The organism is Streptococcus oralis subsp. dentisani (assembly GCF_003944205.1).
Lineage (GTDB): Bacteria > Bacillota > Bacilli > Lactobacillales > Streptococcaceae > Streptococcus > Streptococcus oralis_BH.
On sequence record NZ_RJPH01000005.1, the window covers coordinates 36,793 to 54,284 of the forward strand.

The 17,492-nt window shown below is 39.8% G+C and carries 13 protein-coding genes; 4 read left to right on the plus strand and 9 right to left on the minus strand.

Features of this window, described 5'->3' with window-relative positions:
* Positions 1 to 173: 173 nt before the first annotated feature.
* The 4 genes from D8805_RS05035 to D8805_RS05050 form a co-directional block, all read right to left on the minus strand.
* The gene (locus tag D8805_RS05035; protein WP_125415839.1) at positions 174 to 2,714 is read right to left on the minus strand and encodes a pneumococcal-type histidine triad protein; all 2,541 of its coding nucleotides are present in this window, start codon (positions 2,712 to 2,714) and stop codon (positions 174 to 176) included.
* Positions 2,715 to 2,971: 257 nt separating this feature from the next.
* Entirely contained in the window at positions 2,972 to 4,705 is a 1,734-nt protein-coding gene (gene ptsP, locus D8805_RS05040) for a phosphoenolpyruvate--protein phosphotransferase (RefSeq protein ID WP_125415843.1), read from the minus strand.
* A gap of 5 nt (positions 4,706 to 4,710) precedes the next feature.
* Positions 4,711 to 4,974, minus strand: a complete 264-nt coding sequence (locus D8805_RS05045) for a phosphocarrier protein HPr (RefSeq protein ID WP_000146948.1) — start codon at positions 4,972 to 4,974, stop codon at positions 4,711 to 4,713.
* A gap of 465 nt (positions 4,975 to 5,439) precedes the next feature.
* Positions 5,440 to 6,660, minus strand: coding sequence for an alpha/beta hydrolase family protein (locus D8805_RS05050; protein WP_125415846.1), 1,221 nt, complete (start codon positions 6,658 to 6,660; stop codon positions 5,440 to 5,442).
* A 674-nt stretch (positions 6,661 to 7,334) separates the two neighbouring features.
* On the opposite strand from D8805_RS05050, the gene nrdH reads away from it, so the two are divergent.
* From nrdH to D8805_RS05070, 4 genes are all read left to right on the plus strand, one after another.
* Complete coding sequence (gene nrdH / locus D8805_RS05055; protein WP_000259240.1) at positions 7,335 to 7,553, plus strand: glutaredoxin-like protein NrdH; 219 nt, start codon at positions 7,335 to 7,337, stop codon at positions 7,551 to 7,553.
* An 80-nt stretch (positions 7,554 to 7,633) separates the two neighbouring features.
* The gene (gene nrdE / locus D8805_RS05060; RefSeq protein WP_049484412.1) at positions 7,634 to 9,793 is read left to right on the plus strand and encodes a class 1b ribonucleoside-diphosphate reductase subunit alpha; all 2,160 of its coding nucleotides are present in this window, start codon (positions 7,634 to 7,636) and stop codon (positions 9,791 to 9,793) included.
* 194 nt (positions 9,794 to 9,987) lie between these two features.
* Positions 9,988 to 10,950, plus strand: coding sequence for a class 1b ribonucleoside-diphosphate reductase subunit beta (gene nrdF / locus D8805_RS05065; protein WP_000451378.1), 963 nt, complete (start codon positions 9,988 to 9,990; stop codon positions 10,948 to 10,950).
* A 139-nt stretch (positions 10,951 to 11,089) separates the two neighbouring features.
* On the plus strand, positions 11,090 to 11,857 hold the full coding sequence (locus tag D8805_RS05070) for a DeoR/GlpR family DNA-binding transcription regulator (protein WP_000917580.1): 768 nt from the start codon (positions 11,090 to 11,092) through the stop codon (positions 11,855 to 11,857).
* A gap of 39 nt (positions 11,858 to 11,896) precedes the next feature.
* Here the strand turns inward: D8805_RS05070 and lacG are convergent, their stop codons facing one another.
* The 5 genes from lacG to lacD all read right to left on the minus strand — a co-directional run bounded on the left by lacG (position 11,897) and on the right by lacD (position 17,491).
* Complete coding sequence (lacG, locus tag D8805_RS05075; RefSeq protein WP_125415849.1) at positions 11,897 to 13,303, minus strand: 6-phospho-beta-galactosidase; 1,407 nt, start codon at positions 13,301 to 13,303, stop codon at positions 11,897 to 11,899.
* Between the two features lie 84 nt (positions 13,304 to 13,387).
* Entirely contained in the window at positions 13,388 to 15,082 is a 1,695-nt protein-coding gene (locus D8805_RS05080; RefSeq protein ID WP_125415852.1) for a lactose-specific PTS transporter subunit EIIC, read from the minus strand.
* A complete protein-coding gene (locus D8805_RS05085) occupies positions 15,082 to 15,399 on the minus strand; it encodes a PTS lactose/cellobiose transporter subunit IIA (protein WP_001078319.1) in 318 nt (105 codons plus the stop codon). Before D8805_RS05085 ends, D8805_RS05080 begins: the two co-directional genes overlap by 1 nt.
* Positions 15,400 to 15,434: 35 nt before the next feature.
* Entirely contained in the window at positions 15,435 to 16,271 is an 837-nt protein-coding gene (locus D8805_RS05090) for a PRD domain-containing protein (RefSeq protein WP_125415855.1), read from the minus strand.
* 239 nt (positions 16,272 to 16,510) lie between these two features.
* Positions 16,511 to 17,491, minus strand: a complete 981-nt coding sequence (lacD, locus tag D8805_RS05095) for a tagatose-bisphosphate aldolase (protein WP_125415857.1) — start codon at positions 17,489 to 17,491, stop codon at positions 16,511 to 16,513.
* Position 17,492 lies beyond the last annotated feature (1 nt).

Consider the following 17,492-nt stretch of genomic DNA (forward strand, 5'->3'; position numbering starts at 1 on the left):
AACCGTTTAATTAACTAGTAAATAGTTTATCTTTATTTACACTATATGTCAAGATATTTTGCATATTTTCATGAAAAAAATGAGAACTAGAACTTACATTCTGTTCTCATTTTCGATTTTAACTTTTCTAGTTCTCCTATCCTGTTTTTAGGATCTAGAAAATGCTACTACCTTTACTTTCTCTCCTTTAATAAAGCCAACAACTTTTCAGCTTCAGCCATAATGGTATTGTTATCCTGAGCACCAAATAGCAGGTTATTTTTTAAGCCAGTGAGAGTTTCTTTGGCATTGGACTTGATAATGGGGTCTTGGATCTTTGCAAGTAGCTCTTCAGCCTCTCTCAACTTCGCTTCAACCTTTTCAGTCTCGACCTGAGGTTCTTCTGGTTCCTCTGGTGATTCTTCTTCCGGCTCCTCAGTTGGTTTTGGAGATTCTGGTTTCTCACTTTGAGGCTTCTCTTCGCGTGGCTTTTCTTCCTCAGGTTTGTCTGTCCGAGGTTTCTCCTCTGATGGTTTTTCCGTTTGATTGGTATCAGCTTGACCGTTTTGGTTTCTTTGAACATGGTCACTTGCATTTCCCCAACCACTATCTGAATGTGGACGTTCGTTTGGATGTTCGACATAGTACTTCACAGTCGCAAAGAGGTCCTCTAGACTATACCCCTTAGGTGCCTCATAAAGTCCTTCGTCAAACCACTCAAATTTGATGTTATGGTAATGGTCATAATGAGGTATGATTAAACTACCGTTTTTGACTTCCACAGTATGTTGAAGATTGTAAGGCATACGATCAAGTGGCACCTTCTTAGCTGCTTTCACGCGGTTGTAGATAGCTTCTGCTCCTTTAGCCTCCGTATTTCCTGAATTCTGATGGTCAGTCGAAGGAGGTGTCAAACCTTTCTCTTTAGCATAAGTCTGGGCTGCCACTCTTTCGGCTTCAGACAAACTATCTTTCTTAATCCAATGACTATGGGTCATATGCGGAGTTACATAAGCATCCCCCTCATCACTGGTGATATCACGAGGATCAAAGATATAACCGTCTTCTGTTGTATACTTGCCTGCCAACTTGGCTACCTGAATCTCATCATCAGTGTAGGCAATTTGCGCATTTGGTTTTCCCAGACGTTCTGGATGACGAATCGGCGCTAGGAAGGCCAGAATATCATCCACCAACTTGACTTTATCACTTGAGGTATCATTGAGACGTTCCAACAGTTTATCCAAAGCGTCAAAATCAACTTTACGACCTTTATTATCAAGTAAGTCCTGATGAATTCTTGCTAGTAAATCATAAGCCTTATTGTAAAATCCTCGATCACCAGATGGGAGGTTGGTTTTCTTAGCTCCGAGCTTATGAGCTAAACTTTCTTGCTTGGCTAGCTTACTATCAATGGCTGCAGTAGTTTCAGCTGATAATTCCTTGGCTGGGATATAACGAGAAACTCCATTCTCCTCAAATACATAGCCATCAGCTGCTTTTCGAATTGCCTGTTTGACCAATTTTTCGTCAATTGGATTGCTTGGAGATGGTTGAGGATTTGGTGCAGGTTGCGGGCTTGGACTAGGTTCCGGAGTCGGTTGTGGACTTGGTTGTTCTGGTCTTGAATCCGGCACCCTATGGTTCGAACTGTACTGTAGAGGAATAATACGAGCGATTCGTTCTTCCAATTCAGACATCTGTGAATAAGGGATGAAATGGTAATGGTTCCCATGAGGCACAGCAACTCCTCTAGCTGTTCGACTTGTAATCTGTGCTGGGTCGAAGACAAGGCCATCAGATTCTACGTGTCGTTGGCTCAAAGGCAGTTTGTAGAGCTGTCTTAAAAGACTATCAATGTCATCACTTTGACTTGCTTGGCTATCGTCGCTACTGTTACTGTTGTTAGCCGTGTTTGTGTTCGTATAGCCACTGCCGTGATTATTATAGGATGGGATCCATCTATCTACATCGCTGCTAGCACTGTTGTTATTGGTACGGCGATAAGTAGGCGTATTTGATTGGCCACTTCTACCAGATAGGAAGGCTTCTGCGGCAGCCAATTCGCTGGCTGATAACTCACTCTTAGGAATGTAATGGTAATGGTCGCCATGAGGAACGATATAAGCATCACCAGTATCTTCAATGATATCAGAGGCATTAAAGATATAACCATCATCTGTGGTGTAGCGTCCTTGTGAACGTGCCAAGGCAACAGCGCCATCATTTGCTAAAGTTCTTCCTTCGCGATGCTGACTATGCTCTTGTTTTTGTCGATTGATTTCTTCTTTCGTACGGATATTATCCGCATGGGTTGCATCCTTAAGGTAAACATAGTATTTTCCATCTACCTTGATAACATAACCACCCTTGATTTCACTGATAATATCCTCGTCCTTGAGCTGGTAGTTTGGATCCTTCATCAGCAACTCTTCACTGATGATAGCATCATAAGGAACCTTCCCATTGTAATAATGATAGTGGTCTCCATGTGAAGTGACATAACCCTGGTCTGTTATCTTGATGACGATTTGTTCGGCATTGATACCTTCTTTTTTGCTGACCTCATCAGGAGTCAGATTCTCCGTTTTCTGCGTCGCCTGTTTTCCATCTATATAGGAAACACGATTATTTTCTTTGACAGTTCTGGCTTGATACAGTCCCAACTCGTAAGAACAAACACTTAACATCAAAGCTGCCGCAGAACCAGCAAGGTATTTTTTATTAATTTTCATTGAAACTCACTTTCTTTTTTTGATATTTCTATTTGCAATTCATTTCTAAATTGCAGAAACTCCTCTCTATTACTTAACTGGTTAATAGTTTACTCCTAAATTTGCAGCTTGTCAAGAATTTTATGAACCAGTTAAGTACTTTTTTATTCTGACCACAATTTTCTCAAGATTGGACTTTATATAAGAAAGATTGGCTTGAAAATTCTTTTAAAAATATCAAAAAAAGTCCCTGCAACTGAGTTGCAAGGATTTTTCGATTAATCAAAATTAACGTATTCTTTTTGAAGTTCAAGAACTTCTTCCATTGTTGAGCATTCTGTAAGGGCACGGTTTGCGTACTCTTCCATCTTAGCTGTATCAAGTTTCTTCATCAAGCTACGTGTACGAAGTACAGATGTCGCTGACATAGAGAACTCATCCAAGCCCATTCCGACAAGAAGTGGAACAGCTTGTTGGTCACCAGCCATCTCACCACACATACCAGCCCATTTACCTTCAGCGTGAGCTGCTTTGATAACATTGTTAATCAAACGTAGGATTGATGGGTTGTATGGTTGGTAAAGGTATGAAACTTGCTCGTTCATACGGTCTGCTGCCATTGTGTATTGGATCAAGTCGTTTGTACCAATTGAGAAGAAGTCAACTTCTTTAGCAAATTGGTCTGCAAGCATAGCCGATGCAGGAATCTCGATCATGATACCAACTTGGATATTATCCGCAACTGCAACACCTTCAGCAAGAAGATTTGCTTTTTCTTCGTCAAAGACTGCTTTGGCTGCACGGAATTCTTTCAAGAGTGCAACCATTGGGAACATGATACGCAATTGACCGTGAACAGACGCACGAAGAAGGGCTCGGATTTGTGTACGGAACATAGCATCTCCAGTTTCAGAAATAGAGATACGAAGGGCACGGAATCCAAGGAATGGGTTCATTTCGTGAGGCATATCGAAGTAAGGAAGTTCCTTATCTCCACCGATATCCATTGTACGAACGACAACAGGTTTACCGTTCATTCCTTCAAGTACAGCTTTGTATGCTTCGTACTGCTCGTCTTCTGTTGGGAAGTCTTGAGAATCCATGTACAAGAACTCTGTACGGTAAAGACCAACAGCTTCTGCACCATTGTCATTGACACCTTCAACGTCTTTTGGAGTACCGATATTGGCAGCCAATTCAAAGTGTTTACCATCAGCAGTTACTGTTTTAGCATCTTTCAAGAGAGCCCATTCAGCTTTTTGCTTCGCATAAGCTTCACCAGCCGCCTTGAATTCTGCTGCTTGCTCATCAGTTGGGTTGATAATAACCTCACCAGTGATACCGTTAACGGCAAGGATGTCACCATCTTTAACGATTTCAGTGATGTTGTTTGTACCCAATACAGCAGCAATTTCAAGCGTACGCGCCATGATAGCTGAGTGGCTTGTACGTCCACCAATGTTGGTTACAAAAGCTTTAACAAAGTTTTTATCCAATTGAGCTGTATCAGAAGGAGTCAAGTCATGTGCAATGACGATTACTTCTTCATTGATAGAAGCTGGGTTTGGCAACTTTTTACCAAGAAGATTTGCCAATACACGTTTTGTCACGTCGCGGATATCCGCTGCACGTTCTTGCATGTATGGGTTGTCTTCCATACCTTCAAAGATAGTGATGAACATGTCTGTAACTTCTTTCAGACCTGCTTCTGCATTCACTTTCTTCGCACGGATTGTTTCCTTGATTTGGCTGATCATTTCTGGGTCAGCAAGAACCATTAAGTGAGCGTCAAAAACTTGAGCTGCTTCTTCACCGAGCGTACCTACTGCTTTCTCGCGAATAACAGAAAGCTCGTCTTGTGATGCCTGTAGAGCGGCATCAAGGCGAGCTTCTTCTGCGTTTGTATCTTCGACTGTAATAGTCTCAAATGACAAATCCGGTTGAACGAGTAGATATGCTTTTGCAACTGCAACACCGTCAGATGCTGCGATTCCTTTAAGCATTTCTGTCATTTTCCTTATGCCAATCCTTCTTTTTCCATAGTTTCAGTGATAGCAGCGATTGCGTCGTCAGCATCTGCACCTTCAGCTGAAATTGTAACGTCAGCACCTTGGCCAACACCAAGACTCATAACACCCATGATAGATTTAAGGTTTACTGATTTACCTTTGTATTCAAGAGTGATATCTGAAGCAAATTTGCTAGCTGTTTGAACCAACAATGTTGCTGGACGTGCGTGAATACCTGTTTCTGCCACTACGTGGAAATCTTTAGAAGCCATAGTTTGACTCTCCTTTAAGTGTTTTCTATTTGAGTTATAAGTGATAACCCTTACAATAGTGTATTATATCACCTTCAAGATAATTTTTCAAGTATTTTATGGACTTTTACTGAAAATGAAATTACTTCTTTTTCTATTATAATGAGCACTCTAGCAATTAAATAGCATATCTAAACACTAATTGTTCAAAAATGTTATCATCAAAATTCAATTTTCAAAGCTATTTTCTCTTAATATCAATCAGAAGACAACCCTAGTAAATAATGAAAAAAATAATACTATTTAGTTATAATTAATATAACTCAGCCAACCTATTATTTGAAAAGACTTCATCAAATACTGAAATTCTAAAACCTACTCTTACCATCAACAGTAGAGAATTTATTCAATTTGCTACTTAAAGTAAAATAGGCTTGTAGCACCTAACAGTAAAAATGTAGATATATCTAAGTAGTATAAGTAGAACTAAAACTTTGATTGATTCCATTCAAATAAAGTATCCAACCAATCAAAAACGACATTATGGGCGAGTCTTAAATTATTGACTTGGCAATGAGCGTCCGCACCACTTTCCGCCTCAAATACTTGAAGTTTAGTTTGTTGATTTTTAGATTTAAGTGATTCATAAATTACCTTAGTTTGATGCTGCAGTTCAGCACCCTCACCCTTTCCCATGATAAACAGGCATGGGCATTGAATTTTTTGATAATCTACAATCTTTGCATAGTTAAATACATCATCAATAGCACTCTTAAAATCAGAAGTACCAAACTGCCATGCATACTTTTTAAGATTCAAATTTGCTGATTCATTCAAATTTCCAGCTAATTTTAAAATGGCATTTATTAACCAACTAGGTGCTTTCAAACTTGATCCGAATTCTTTTCTGAAGAGCTCTGCAACGTCGTAAATAGGGGTACTAGCAATCCAAGCATGAATTCTTGGATCCTTTTCGACAGCTTGTGCGGTAAAATATCCCCCTCCGCTAACACCATAAATGGCTAAATAATTTAGTTTAGGATTTCTATTTTCCAACCAGTCTATGCATAATGAAATTGGAATAGAAGCATCCACATCAAAGTTTAGCCCTCTACTAGGATTGCTCCCTTGACCAGGAAGGTCAACCATTAAAACATTATAATTTCGTATCCATCCAGGATATCCTGCAAAATAAAATAAATCTTCGCGATAAGTATCACCTCCACCAATCATAATCAGCGTTGGGCAATTATCACCGCTATGAAGATAATAACCAGGCAAGTAGGAATCTTGATAAGCAATAGTTAGTTTTTCAATCGGTGTACCTAGTGAATGAATTGCACTAGAGAACGCCTTCTCCATTTGACAAACGATAGGTAAGTATTCGGCAGAAAATGGATCAGTAAACTGGATTGCCGATCGAAGTGAGTAGGTCTGTGCGAGATAATACTGCGCCTTTGTTTGTTCACTCAAACCTAAATTACTAACCTTTTGTTCAAGATAGTTCACATGTGATAAAAACTCATTTTTCCAGTCATCAGGTTTTGGTGAATTACCTAACTTTTGAGCAAGATAATACAGCTCTCCATGAGAGAAGCCAAAAACTTCACCGATTCCTAGCAACCAATTAAAGAAAAAATCCGTATCCCCATTCTTAAAAAATACGCGAGTAGATTGCCGTTTTAAAATAACCTCGTTTTCTTTCACCACGCACCTCCTGATTTGCATTCTTTCATTTATTAATCTATTAATTCTATTTCCCTAACAACATTATACTATATATTTCCACAGTAAGTATAAGTTTCTAAAGTGAATAACTCTATTCTAATAGTTTTTGCATATTCAACATTTATCTAACTCATCTACTGTCTTTTATATTTTTTAAATAGTCTATATACCTAAATATCGTAATCGCTATAAACTCTTTTCATAGCTTCATTTTTAAATTTATTCCTATCTATAAGTTCTATGGTCACTACTAGTATACCACATAAAGCGAATACTTCCCAAAAATTACAGTTATATACTCTCTATCAAGAATACGAAATTCATAATCTATTTGGATGAATGCAGTATAATCTAACATCTTCATTTTAGTTATCTTTTAAATATTTTAATACAAAATATAGGGACATCTTGTGCAGAGACTTTCTTTTTTTCATTAATATTACAGTTTCAGTTTTGTTAAAGCATTGTCTCCGCTAAACTTATTCATGCTCTTACGATTTTTGCTATTTTCAACTTCTTTCAAAAACCACTATATCTTGTATTTTAATTTTAAAACTGTAACTTTTAGGCACAAGATTTAGTTTAAAAAGTTTGACAAAGTTTTTTTTTCTGATATACTAAGAAAGTAATCAAATTTTATGAGGAGTTACGAAATGGTAACGGTTTATTCTAAAAATAATTGTGTACAATGTAAAATGACCAAACGTTTCTTGGATAGCAACAATGTGGCTTATCGTGAGATCAATCTCGACGAGCAACCTGAGTATATTGATCAAGTTAAAGAGCTCGGTTTCAGCGCTGCTCCTGTTATCCAAACACCAACTGAAGTCTTTTCAGGCTTCCAACCAGGAAAACTGAAACAATTAGCATAATCTTAGTACATCATCCAGAAGAGATTGCTTCTAGGGCTAACTTAGAAGCCTTTCTTTTGTAATTAGATAAGGGAAATTTTATGGGATTAAAACATCTTGAGGACGTAACTTACTTCCGTCTCAATAACGAAATCAACCGTCCTGTTAATGGACAAATCATGCTTCATAAAGACAAAGAAGCCTTGGATGCCTTCTTTAAAGAAAATGTGGTTCCAAATACCATGGTTTTTGATTCAATTACTGATAAAATCAACTACCTCATTGAACACAACTATATCGAAACTGCATTTCTCAAGAAATACCGTCCAGAGTTTTTGGAAGAATTGCATCAATTTATCAAGGATCAAAACTTCCAATTCAAGTCTTTCATGGCTGCCTATAAGTTCTATAATCAATATGCCTTGAAGACTAACGACGGGGAATACTATCTTGAAAGCATGGAAGACCGCGTCTTCTTTAACGCACTATATTTTGCTGACGGGGATGAAGCAATTGCGACTGATATTGCCAATGAAATCATCCACCAACGCTACCAACCTGCTACTCCTTCCTTCTTGAATGCTGGCCGTGCTCGTCGTGGGGAGTTGGTATCTTGTTTCTTGATTCAAGTGACTGATGATATGAACTCTATCGGACGTTCTATCAACTCTGCTCTTCAACTTTCACGTATCGGTGGTGGTGTGGGAATTTCCCTCAGTAACCTTCGTGAAGCTGGAGCTCCTATCAAGGGTTATGAAGGTGCTGCTTCTGGTGTCGTACCAGTTATGAAACTCTTCGAAGACAGTTTCTCTTACTCAAACCAACTCGGGCAACGTCAAGGTGCTGGGGTTGTCTACCTCAATGTCTTTCACCCAGATATCATCGCTTTCCTTTCCACTAAGAAAGAAAATGCCGATGAAAAAGTTCGTGTAAAGACCCTTTCACTTGGTGTTGTAGTACCAGATAAATTCTACGAATTGGCGCGTAAAAATGAAGAAATGTACCTCTTCAGCCCGTACTCTGTAGAACTTGAGTATGGTGTGCCATTCAACTACATCGACATCACTGAAAAATACGATGAATTAGTCGCAAATCCAAATATCCGCAAGACAAAAATCAAGGCGCGTGATTTGGAAACTGAAATCTCTAAATTGCAACAAGAGTCTGGTTACCCTTATGTCGTCAACATTGATACAGCTAACCGCGCAAATCCTGTTGATGGTAAGATTATCATGAGTAACTTGTGTTCTGAGATTCTTCAAGTTCAAGAACCAAGCTTGATCAACGATGCTCAAGAATTCCTACAAATGGGAACGGACGTTTCATGTAACCTTGGATCAACCAACGTGGTCAACATGATGACTTCACCTGACTTTGGTCGTTCTATTCGCGCTATGGTTCGTGCCCTTACTTTCGTTACAGATAGTTCACACATCGTAGCTGTCCCTACTATTGACCACGGAAACAGTTTAGCTCACACCTTTGGTCTTGGTGCCATGGGGCTTCATAGCTACCTTGCCCAACAACTGATTGAGTACGGATCACCTGAGTCAATTGAATTTACAAGCATCTACTTTATGCTTATGAACTACTGGACCTTGGTAGAATCAAACAATATCGCTCGCGAACGTGGTATCACCTTCCACAACTTTGAAAAATCAGACTATGCTAACGGAAGCTACTTCGACAAGTACGTGACAGGCGAATTTGTTCCAAAATCAGACCGTGTTAAAGAACTCTTCAAAGATGTCTTTATTCCAAGTGCTGCTGATTGGGCTGAACTTCGCGAAAAGGTTCAAGCAGATGGTCTTTATCACCAAAACCGCCTTGCTGTAGCTCCAAATGGTTCTATCAGTTACATCAACGATGTTTCTGCATCTATCCACCCGATTACGCAACGCATTGAAGAACGCCAAGAGAAGAAAATCGGTAAAATCTACTATCCTGCTGCAGGTTTGTCAACAGATACTATCCCTTACTACACTTCTGCTTACGACATGGATATGCGTAAGGTGATTGATGTTTACGCTGCTGCGACTGAGCACGTGGACCAAGGGCTTTCACTCACCCTCTTCATGCGTAGCGACATTCCAAAAGGTCTTTACGAATGGAAGAAAGAAAACAAACAAACGACACGTGACCTATCTATCCTTCGTAACTATGCCTTTAACAAGGGTATCAAGTCTATCTACTACGTCCGTACCTTTACAGACGATGGTGGAGAAGTCGGTGCTAACCAATGTGAAAGCTGTGTGATTTAATTTTTATCTGAGGCAGCCACGTTTTCTCAGACTACTGATTAAGTTAACCGCCAGACAAAACTTGATAAGTATCTTAAATACTATGAAAAACTAAAAAGTCGGGTTTCCGACTTTTTGTGCGATACTCTTCTCAGACTATGATAAAATAGAGATGATTCGGCAATCGCATTATTACATACAGAAAGAGATTTCAAATGGAAACTTACTACAAAGCCATTAACTGGAATGCCATCGAAGATGTCATCGACAAATCAACTTGGGAAAAGCTGACAGAGCAATTCTGGCTCGATACGCGTATCCCCTTGTCAAATGACCTAGACGACTGGAGAAAACTATCAAACAAAGAAAAAGACTTGGTTGGAAAAGTCTTTGGTGGTTTGACCCTTTTGGACACCATGCAATCTGAAACAGGGGTTCAAGCACTTCGCTCAGACATCCGTACACCGCATGAGGAAGCTGTTTTCAACAACATCCAGTTTATGGAATCTGTCCACGCAAAATCTTACTCTTCTATCTTTTCAACCTTGAATACCAAGGCTGAAATCGAAGAAATCTTTGAATGGACCAACACTAACCCCTACCTACAAAGAAAAGCGGAAATTATCAATGAAATCTATCTCAATGGTAGCCCGCTGGAAAAGAAAGTTGCCAGCGTTTTCCTTGAAACCTTCCTCTTCTACTCTGGTTTCTTTACGCCCCTCTACTATCTCGGTAACAACAAACTGGCCAATGTTGCGGAAATCATCAAACTGATCATTCGTGATGAGTCTGTTCACGGAACTTATATTGGTTACAAATTCCAACTTGGTTTTAACGAATTACCTGAAGAAGAGCAAGAAAAGCTCAAAGAATGGATGTACGACCTGCTCTACACTCTCTACGAGAACGAAGAGGGCTATACAGAAAGCCTCTATGACGGTGTTGGCTGGACTGAGGAAGTTAAAACCTTCCTTCGTTACAATGCTAATAAGGCCCTTATGAACCTAGGACAAGATCCACTCTTCCCAGATTCAGCTGATGATGTCAATCCAATCGTTATGAACGGAATTTCAACAGGAACTTCTAACCACGACTTCTTCTCTCAAGTCGGAAATGGTTACCTCCTTGGTGAAGTTGAAGCCATGCAAGACGAGGATTACAACTACGGTTTAGACTAATTTGACCAATCATTCAAAATATCATGGTTTGTTTAAAACAACCATGATATTTTTGTTTTTGTTTTATTTTGTTTTTTTCTATTTGATTGATTGAGCGTTTTATGGTAAGATAATAATAGTAGAAATCGAGGTGATAAGGATGCTAAAGCAAGAAAAACTAGATAGTATTCTAGAAGCAGTAAACACAAAAGGCACTATTACTGTAAAAGAGATTATGGAGAGTCTGGATGTGTCAGATATGACAGCTCGCCGCTACTTACAAGAATTGGCAGACAAGGATTTGCTGGTCCGTGTGCATGGTGGCGCTGAAAAACTTCGTACAGGTTCTCTCTTAAACAACGAACGCTCAAACGTTGAAAAACAAGGCTTGCAGATTGCTGAAAAACAAGAAATTAGCCGTTTTGCTGGTCATTTGATTGACGAAGGTGAAACTATTTTTATCGGGCCAGGAACAACCTTAGAATGTTTTGCTCGTGAGCTCCCTATCGATAACATTCGTGTTGTAACAAACAGTCTTCCTGTTTTTCTCATCCTAAACGAACGAAAACTAACAGATTTGATTTTGATTGGTGGAAATTATCGCTCTATCACTGGAGCTTTTGTGGGAACACTTACCCTGCAGGATTTAGCCAATCTTCAGTTTTCTAAAGCTTTTGTAAGCTGTAATGGTATTAAGGATAAGGCAATTGCTACTTTCAGTGAAGAAGAGGGCGAGGTACAACGAATCGCCTTGAACAATGCCAATAAAAAATACTTACTGGCAGACCACAGCAAGTTTAATAAGTTTGATTTTTACACTTTCTACAATATCTCAGAGATTGATACCATCGTTTCAGATGCCAAACTGAGTCAGGAGACATTTGAAGAGCTGTCGAAACAAACAACCATTCTTTTATCAAAACCATAAAAATTCCCCTGCCTTTTGGCGGGGAATTTTTGTTGAATTTTATTCAATAAGTTGTGTCTCAGCTAGTTTCTTGTACCAGTGAGCTGATTTCTTTGGATAGCGATCCTGGGTTTCAAAATCAACATAGAAGAGGCCGTAACGCTTTTCATAGCCATTTGACCAAGAAAAGACATCCATCAGCGACCAGATAAAGTAGCCTTTGACATTGGCTCCATCAGCGATTGCATCTGCAATCACTTCCATATGTTTCTTAACATAATCAATCCGTCCATCATCGTAGACTGTCCCATCCACAAACTCATCTTTGTATCCGAGACCATTCTCTGTGATGTAGATTTTCTTGTAGTTTGGGTAATCTTTCTTCACGCGCATGATTTGATCATACAAACCTTGAGGGTAGATAATCCAGTCCCAATCCGTACGTGGGACATAGTCAGGCGCCACTCGACGTCCAACTCCCTTAATCTGATACTTAGAGCTTCCTTTTTCACCCTTACCGTTATGAATGATTTCTGTTTCGCCATCAAAGGCTTGCATCCAATCACTCATGTAGTAGTTAATTCCAAGGAAGTCATTCAGGTCTTTTGCAGCTTCTAGCATAGTGAAGTCTTCTTCACGCAGATCTAAACTTCCACCATTGACTGCTAAGATATGGTTGACACCTTCCATGGTTTCTTCAGAATATCGTCCTAGATAAGTCGCATCCAAAATAAATTTATTGTGAATGATATCTTCCAACTCAGCTGCACGAACATCTGCTGGATTTTTGGGATCCAGAGGATATTTAGTAGGCAGAGCATGAACCACACCAATTTCACCCTTGTATCCCTTATCCTTGAAAAGTTTTACTGCACGCGCATGCGACACCATCATATTGTGATGAGATTGGAAGACTTTGGCAAGGTCGTACTGGATACCTGGAGGGAACTTCCCAACCAAATATTGACCATCTCCTATCGGTCCAATTTCATTAAAGGTTGTCCAATAGTTAACTTCAGGAAATTCTTCAAAACAGAAGGCTGCATAATCCACAAAGTGATCAATGTTTTCTCTGTTCAGGAAATCTCCATTTGAATGAAGTGCTTCTGGCGTGTCAAAGTGATGGAGGGTCACGAAGGGCTCAACATGCCGTTTGTGGCACTCTGCAAATAGATTATGATAGAACTCAACCCCCTTGTCATTAACCTTCCCATAACCAGTTGGAAAGATACGTGACCAAGCGATTGAAATACGGATACCATTGACACCATACTCTTCTGCAAGTTTGAGGTCAACTGGGTATTTGTGATAGAAATCACTGGCTGGTTCAGCAGTGTACCAGTAGTTATCTTTGAGGTATTTGTCCCAGGCGACTGGCCCTTTACCATCAGTATGTGTAGCACCTTCTGCTTGGTAGGCTGCTGTTGCCCCACCAAAAATAAAGTCTTTTGGAAGTGTTTTTGTCATTTGATTCACCTTTCAAGAAATAGAAATGAGATGGGGGTATAGTTGGGAGGAGTTCCTCCATCTCACTTCTTCGCTATTTACATTTTATTCTTCAAACTGCGCTTGAACAAAGGCAAGAGCGCCTTTTCCATCGCGAGTCAGTTTAATGTATTGGCCACCTTCTGTCTTAGCAAGTTTGATACCAAGTTTGTCGGTTTCGGCCTTCATGTCTTCAAAGTTTGAAGCAACTTGAGGAGCAAGGATAACCAGATCAAACTCAGGCAACATTTCACGGTGAGCTCCATAGCCACCAGCTGCTGCCTTGACAGGGACATTGTACTCTGCAGCTGCTTTGTTTAGAGCATTTGCAAGGAGACCACTTGTACCTCCTCCTGCACAGAGAACGAGAACATTTGTTTCTTCTGTGATTGTGTTTTGCGCTGCTTCTACACCTGCTTTTTCAAGAATAGCATCTGCTTTGGCAGTATTGAAGTTTGCTGCTACTTTTTCTTTCAATTCATCATTGGCTTTACCTGAACGCTCTTCTTCAAGAATTTGTTCATCATAAACCTTGAGGAATGGATAGTAGATGGCTACGTCAACAAGGATTAACAAAGCAGCAAGTACAAATGACAAGAATTGGAAGTTTGTACCGAGAACAATACCGAGCGGACCTGGTGTTGTCCAAGGAAGGTTGGCAGTAAATGAGTTCATGCCAAGCGTTTCAATGAAGAATTTAAAGATCCATACGTTGGCAATTGGCGCAAAGATGAAAGGAATAAAGAAGATTGGGTTCAAGACAAGCGGTGCACCAAACAGAATTGGTTCGTTAACTCCGAAGAAGGTTGGTACAACAGACGCGCGTCCGATTGCACGGTTCCGTTTGGATTTTGTCAACCACATGAACATGAATGGAACAACCAGTGTCGCACCCGTACCACCCATGGTAACGATAAACATTTGTGTACCAGAAGTAAGGATCTTGTCTGCATGCATCCCTTGTTGGAGAAGGTTCAAGTTGACTTCGGCATTTGCATAGGTAATAGCTGCGATTGCTGGTTCAACGATAGATGGACCATGGATACCAACAAACCAGAAGAAGGCAAAGGCACCAAAGATAATCGTAATACCTAGATAACCATCAGCAGCAGAGAATAATGGTGCAAAGAATTTACCGATTGATTCAGCTACGCTTGCACCAACAAAATGACGAGCTAGTAAATCAAGAGCATAAAGAGAAACCACTGATAGAGTGAATGGAATCACATCTTTAAAGACTTGTGAGATATTTGGTGGAACTTCGTCAGGCATACGAATAGTGACGTTGTTCTTAACACAAACCTTATAGATGGATACAGTAACAAAGGCAGCAAGGAAGGCTGAAAGCAAACCTTTTGTCCCGAGGAAACCTGTCGCGAAACCACCTTCAATTGGATCAGCTGCCAACATCAACAAACCAACAATTGCTGCCAACAATGTTGACATATAGTTGATTTGATTGGTTTTCTCCATGCTACGGTTTACTGAGTCGGTCAATGACTTAGCTGTTGTACCAGCTACCAAGAGAGCCAAAATTCCCATTGAATAGCTATAAGGTTTCATGAGGAGAGTGACAACATCGTCAGACCATTTAAAGCCCCATGAGTTTGGTACAAAGGCAATCAAGATAAAGATACTTGAGAAGAGAATAACGNNCATACCTGCAATGAAACCATCACGAATAGCACGAAGATAGATATTACGAGATAATTTCTCAAAGAAAGGTTTTCCTTTCTCAATAAATGCAATTAGTTTGTTCATTACTTAACTCCTCTCTTGTAGAGTTCGATTAAATGGTGCATCAAATCTTTTAACAAAATGGTAGTCATCAAGTGATCCTGACCATGCATCATGGTCACACTATAAGCCAAATCTTCACCAGCTGCCTCCTTGGTCAATAGACTTGTTTGCGCGTGATGAGCCTCGGCGATACAGCCACCAGCTTCCTCGACTAAGCTATCTGCTTTCGCAAAATCGCCAGCTTCAGCAGCCTTCAAGGCTTCCAATAGTTTTGAACGAGCATCGCCAGCATAGGCTACGATTTCAAAACCTAACAATGTTACTTCTTCTCTATTCATGATAGAATTCTCCTTATGTATTTTTAATTAAATTTTTATGACAATAAACGTTGGATATGTAGAACTAGATAAACTCGCTCACTTTTATACAAATCAAGACCCGTATGTTGCGTAATCACATCATAAATCTTGGAACCAATCTCGAACGCTTTTGGATAGGATTGTTTGATATGGTCTTCCATATCTAGAAGCGATTGATTATCATCTCTGGAACGGTCTAAATAATCCAAAAAATAGTTGAGATGAATCATAAAGCGATCATAGAAATGGTTATTCTTTTTGGTTCGTTGAATCGCATAACCCTTTAGCACTTCTTCGACATTCCTGAGAATTTCTTTCCTCTTATCAATCGACTCAACCACTTGAACTTCATTCTCCCCTTCGGCATTGATGAAATGATAAGCGATCCGAATAATTTCATCCTCGGGGAAATTATCTGTCAACTTCTGACGATAAATTTCAAAAGCTTCATTAGCAATTTGAAAAGCGATAGGATACTTGGCAGAAATGTCCGGCAGATTGCTATCCTTGTATCTTCCTTGTGTTAGAGTTTGATAGGAACAGTAAATATGATCTGTCAAGGTCACATAGAGATATTCTTGAATCGGATAGTGATATTTCTTAGAAAGATTATCAATGATCTCGTAGGTTACTGTGATAAAATCAAGCGGAACATCTTTGAGGAGAGCCATAAAGTTCTCTCTGGACTCTTCTGTCTTCATCCGAAAGATTTTTTCAACTTGATCTTCAGCAATCAAATCCCCCTTCTTTTTCCCAAATGTAATCCCCTTACCAATCACAATCACTTCTTCTCCTTTATCATTTCTGACAAGCGAGACGTTGTGATTCATTGGGTTTAGAATTCGATACATGTCAACCTCCTTTTATATCTTAAAGGTATATGAGTACAAAAAATGACCACAAATGAACTAGAAAATCCTTTGATTTCTAATCCACCTGTGATCATGCCTAATATTACTTAGTAACACTCACCTTGTATTAACTTGTGATTTAAGTATAGCACAAGTAAGTTTTTTTGTAAACCTTTACATTCAACTTTTTTAAAAATTTTTATTTAGATCAATGTTCCTAAGATTAGGAGGGGGAAAACTTATACACGTTCAGTCCATGAAGTCGCTGTGGTTTGGAGAACTTTGTTAAGTTCGTCAATGTTCTCAAAACCTGTTGTACGTAGCCATTCGCGAGCTGCTGCTTCACCGTCTTTGATGTAAGCTTCAACTGATCCAGCCCAGGTTGCACGGCCGCAAAGAACTCCGTTGAAGTTTGCGCCTGATTCGTGGGCAAAGACAAGTGTTTCTTGGAAGAGTTTAGCTGATACTCCCGCACTCAAGTAGATGTATGGCAAGTTCGTTGCTTCATCTTGTGCTTTAAAGAAGGCTGCTGCTTCTTCACGTGTATGAACGATTTCACCATCACCAAAGCCTTCAACGTATTTAACATTGACTGGAACTTCCACTTTCAAGACATCGATGTTGAAGCGTGGGTCTGAGAAGACTTTCATGGCACCGATAACCTTGTGTGGTTTTACTTTCGCGTATTCTGCAGAACCTGCGTCAGCGATTTTTTCATCGTAAGCCAAGATTTCAAGGAAGAAAGGAATGTCTTCTGCCATACACTCAGAGCCGATGCGTTCGATGTAGGCTTGTTTTTCTTGGTTGAGTTCGTCAGAACTGTCTACATCGTAGTAAAGCAAGAATTTGACTGCATCCGCACCTTGTTCTTTAATGCGTTTTGCAGACCAAACATCCAAGCAGTCTGGTAAGCGTTTAGTGCTTGTTGTGTCGTAGCCAGTTTTCTCATAAGCTAGGAGAAGACCAGCATTTGGAGCAAGCGCTTTTGTAGCTGGAAGACCATACTCAGGGTCGAGAAGCATAGATGATGCGTATTTGGTCAATTCATCTGCAACCAAGACTTTGAGTTCTTCCATTTGAGCCACTGTTGGCTCCTCTGTTTGGTATTGAGCCATGAGGCGTTTCAAAGCACCACGTTGGTCAAAGGCAAGAGCTGAGATAATGCCATTCTCGTCAGAGAGTTTTTGCAAGCATGCACGTTTGTTTTCTGTTAAAACCATT

What these genes read in the sequence shown, in the direction of transcription:
- lacG (WP_125415849.1), bottom strand. Translation starts at nt 13,303, where the DNA reads ATGACAAAAACACTTCCAAAAGACTTTATTTTTGGTGGGGCAACAGCA.
- ptsP (WP_125415843.1), bottom strand. Translation starts at nt 4,705, where the DNA reads ATGACAGAAATGCTTAAAGGAATCGCAGCATCTGACGGTGTTGCAGTT.
- nrdF (WP_000451378.1), top strand. Translation starts at nt 9,988, where the DNA reads ATGGAAACTTACTACAAAGCCATTAACTGGAATGCCATCGAAGATGTC.
- nrdE (WP_049484412.1), top strand. Translation starts at nt 7,634, where the DNA reads ATGGGATTAAAACATCTTGAGGACGTAACTTACTTCCGTCTCAATAAC.
- D8805_RS05035 (WP_125415839.1), bottom strand. Translation starts at nt 2,714, where the DNA reads ATGAAAATTAATAAAAAATACCTTGCTGGTTCTGCGGCAGCTTTGATG.
- nrdH (WP_000259240.1), top strand. Translation starts at nt 7,335, where the DNA reads ATGGTAACGGTTTATTCTAAAAATAATTGTGTACAATGTAAAATGACC.
- D8805_RS05045 (WP_000146948.1), bottom strand. Translation starts at nt 4,974, where the DNA reads ATGGCTTCTAAAGATTTCCACGTAGTGGCAGAAACAGGTATTCACGCA.
- D8805_RS05090 (WP_125415855.1), bottom strand. Translation starts at nt 16,271, where the DNA reads ATGTATCGAATTCTAAACCCAATGAATCACAACGTCTCGCTTGTCAGA.
- D8805_RS05070 (WP_000917580.1), top strand. Translation starts at nt 11,090, where the DNA reads ATGCTAAAGCAAGAAAAACTAGATAGTATTCTAGAAGCAGTAAACACA.
- D8805_RS05085 (WP_001078319.1), bottom strand. Translation starts at nt 15,399, where the DNA reads ATGAATAGAGAAGAAGTAACATTGTTAGGTTTTGAAATCGTAGCCTAT.
- lacD (WP_125415857.1), bottom strand. Translation starts at nt 17,491, where the DNA reads ATGGTTTTAACAGAAAACAAACGTGCATGCTTGCAAAAACTCTCTGAC.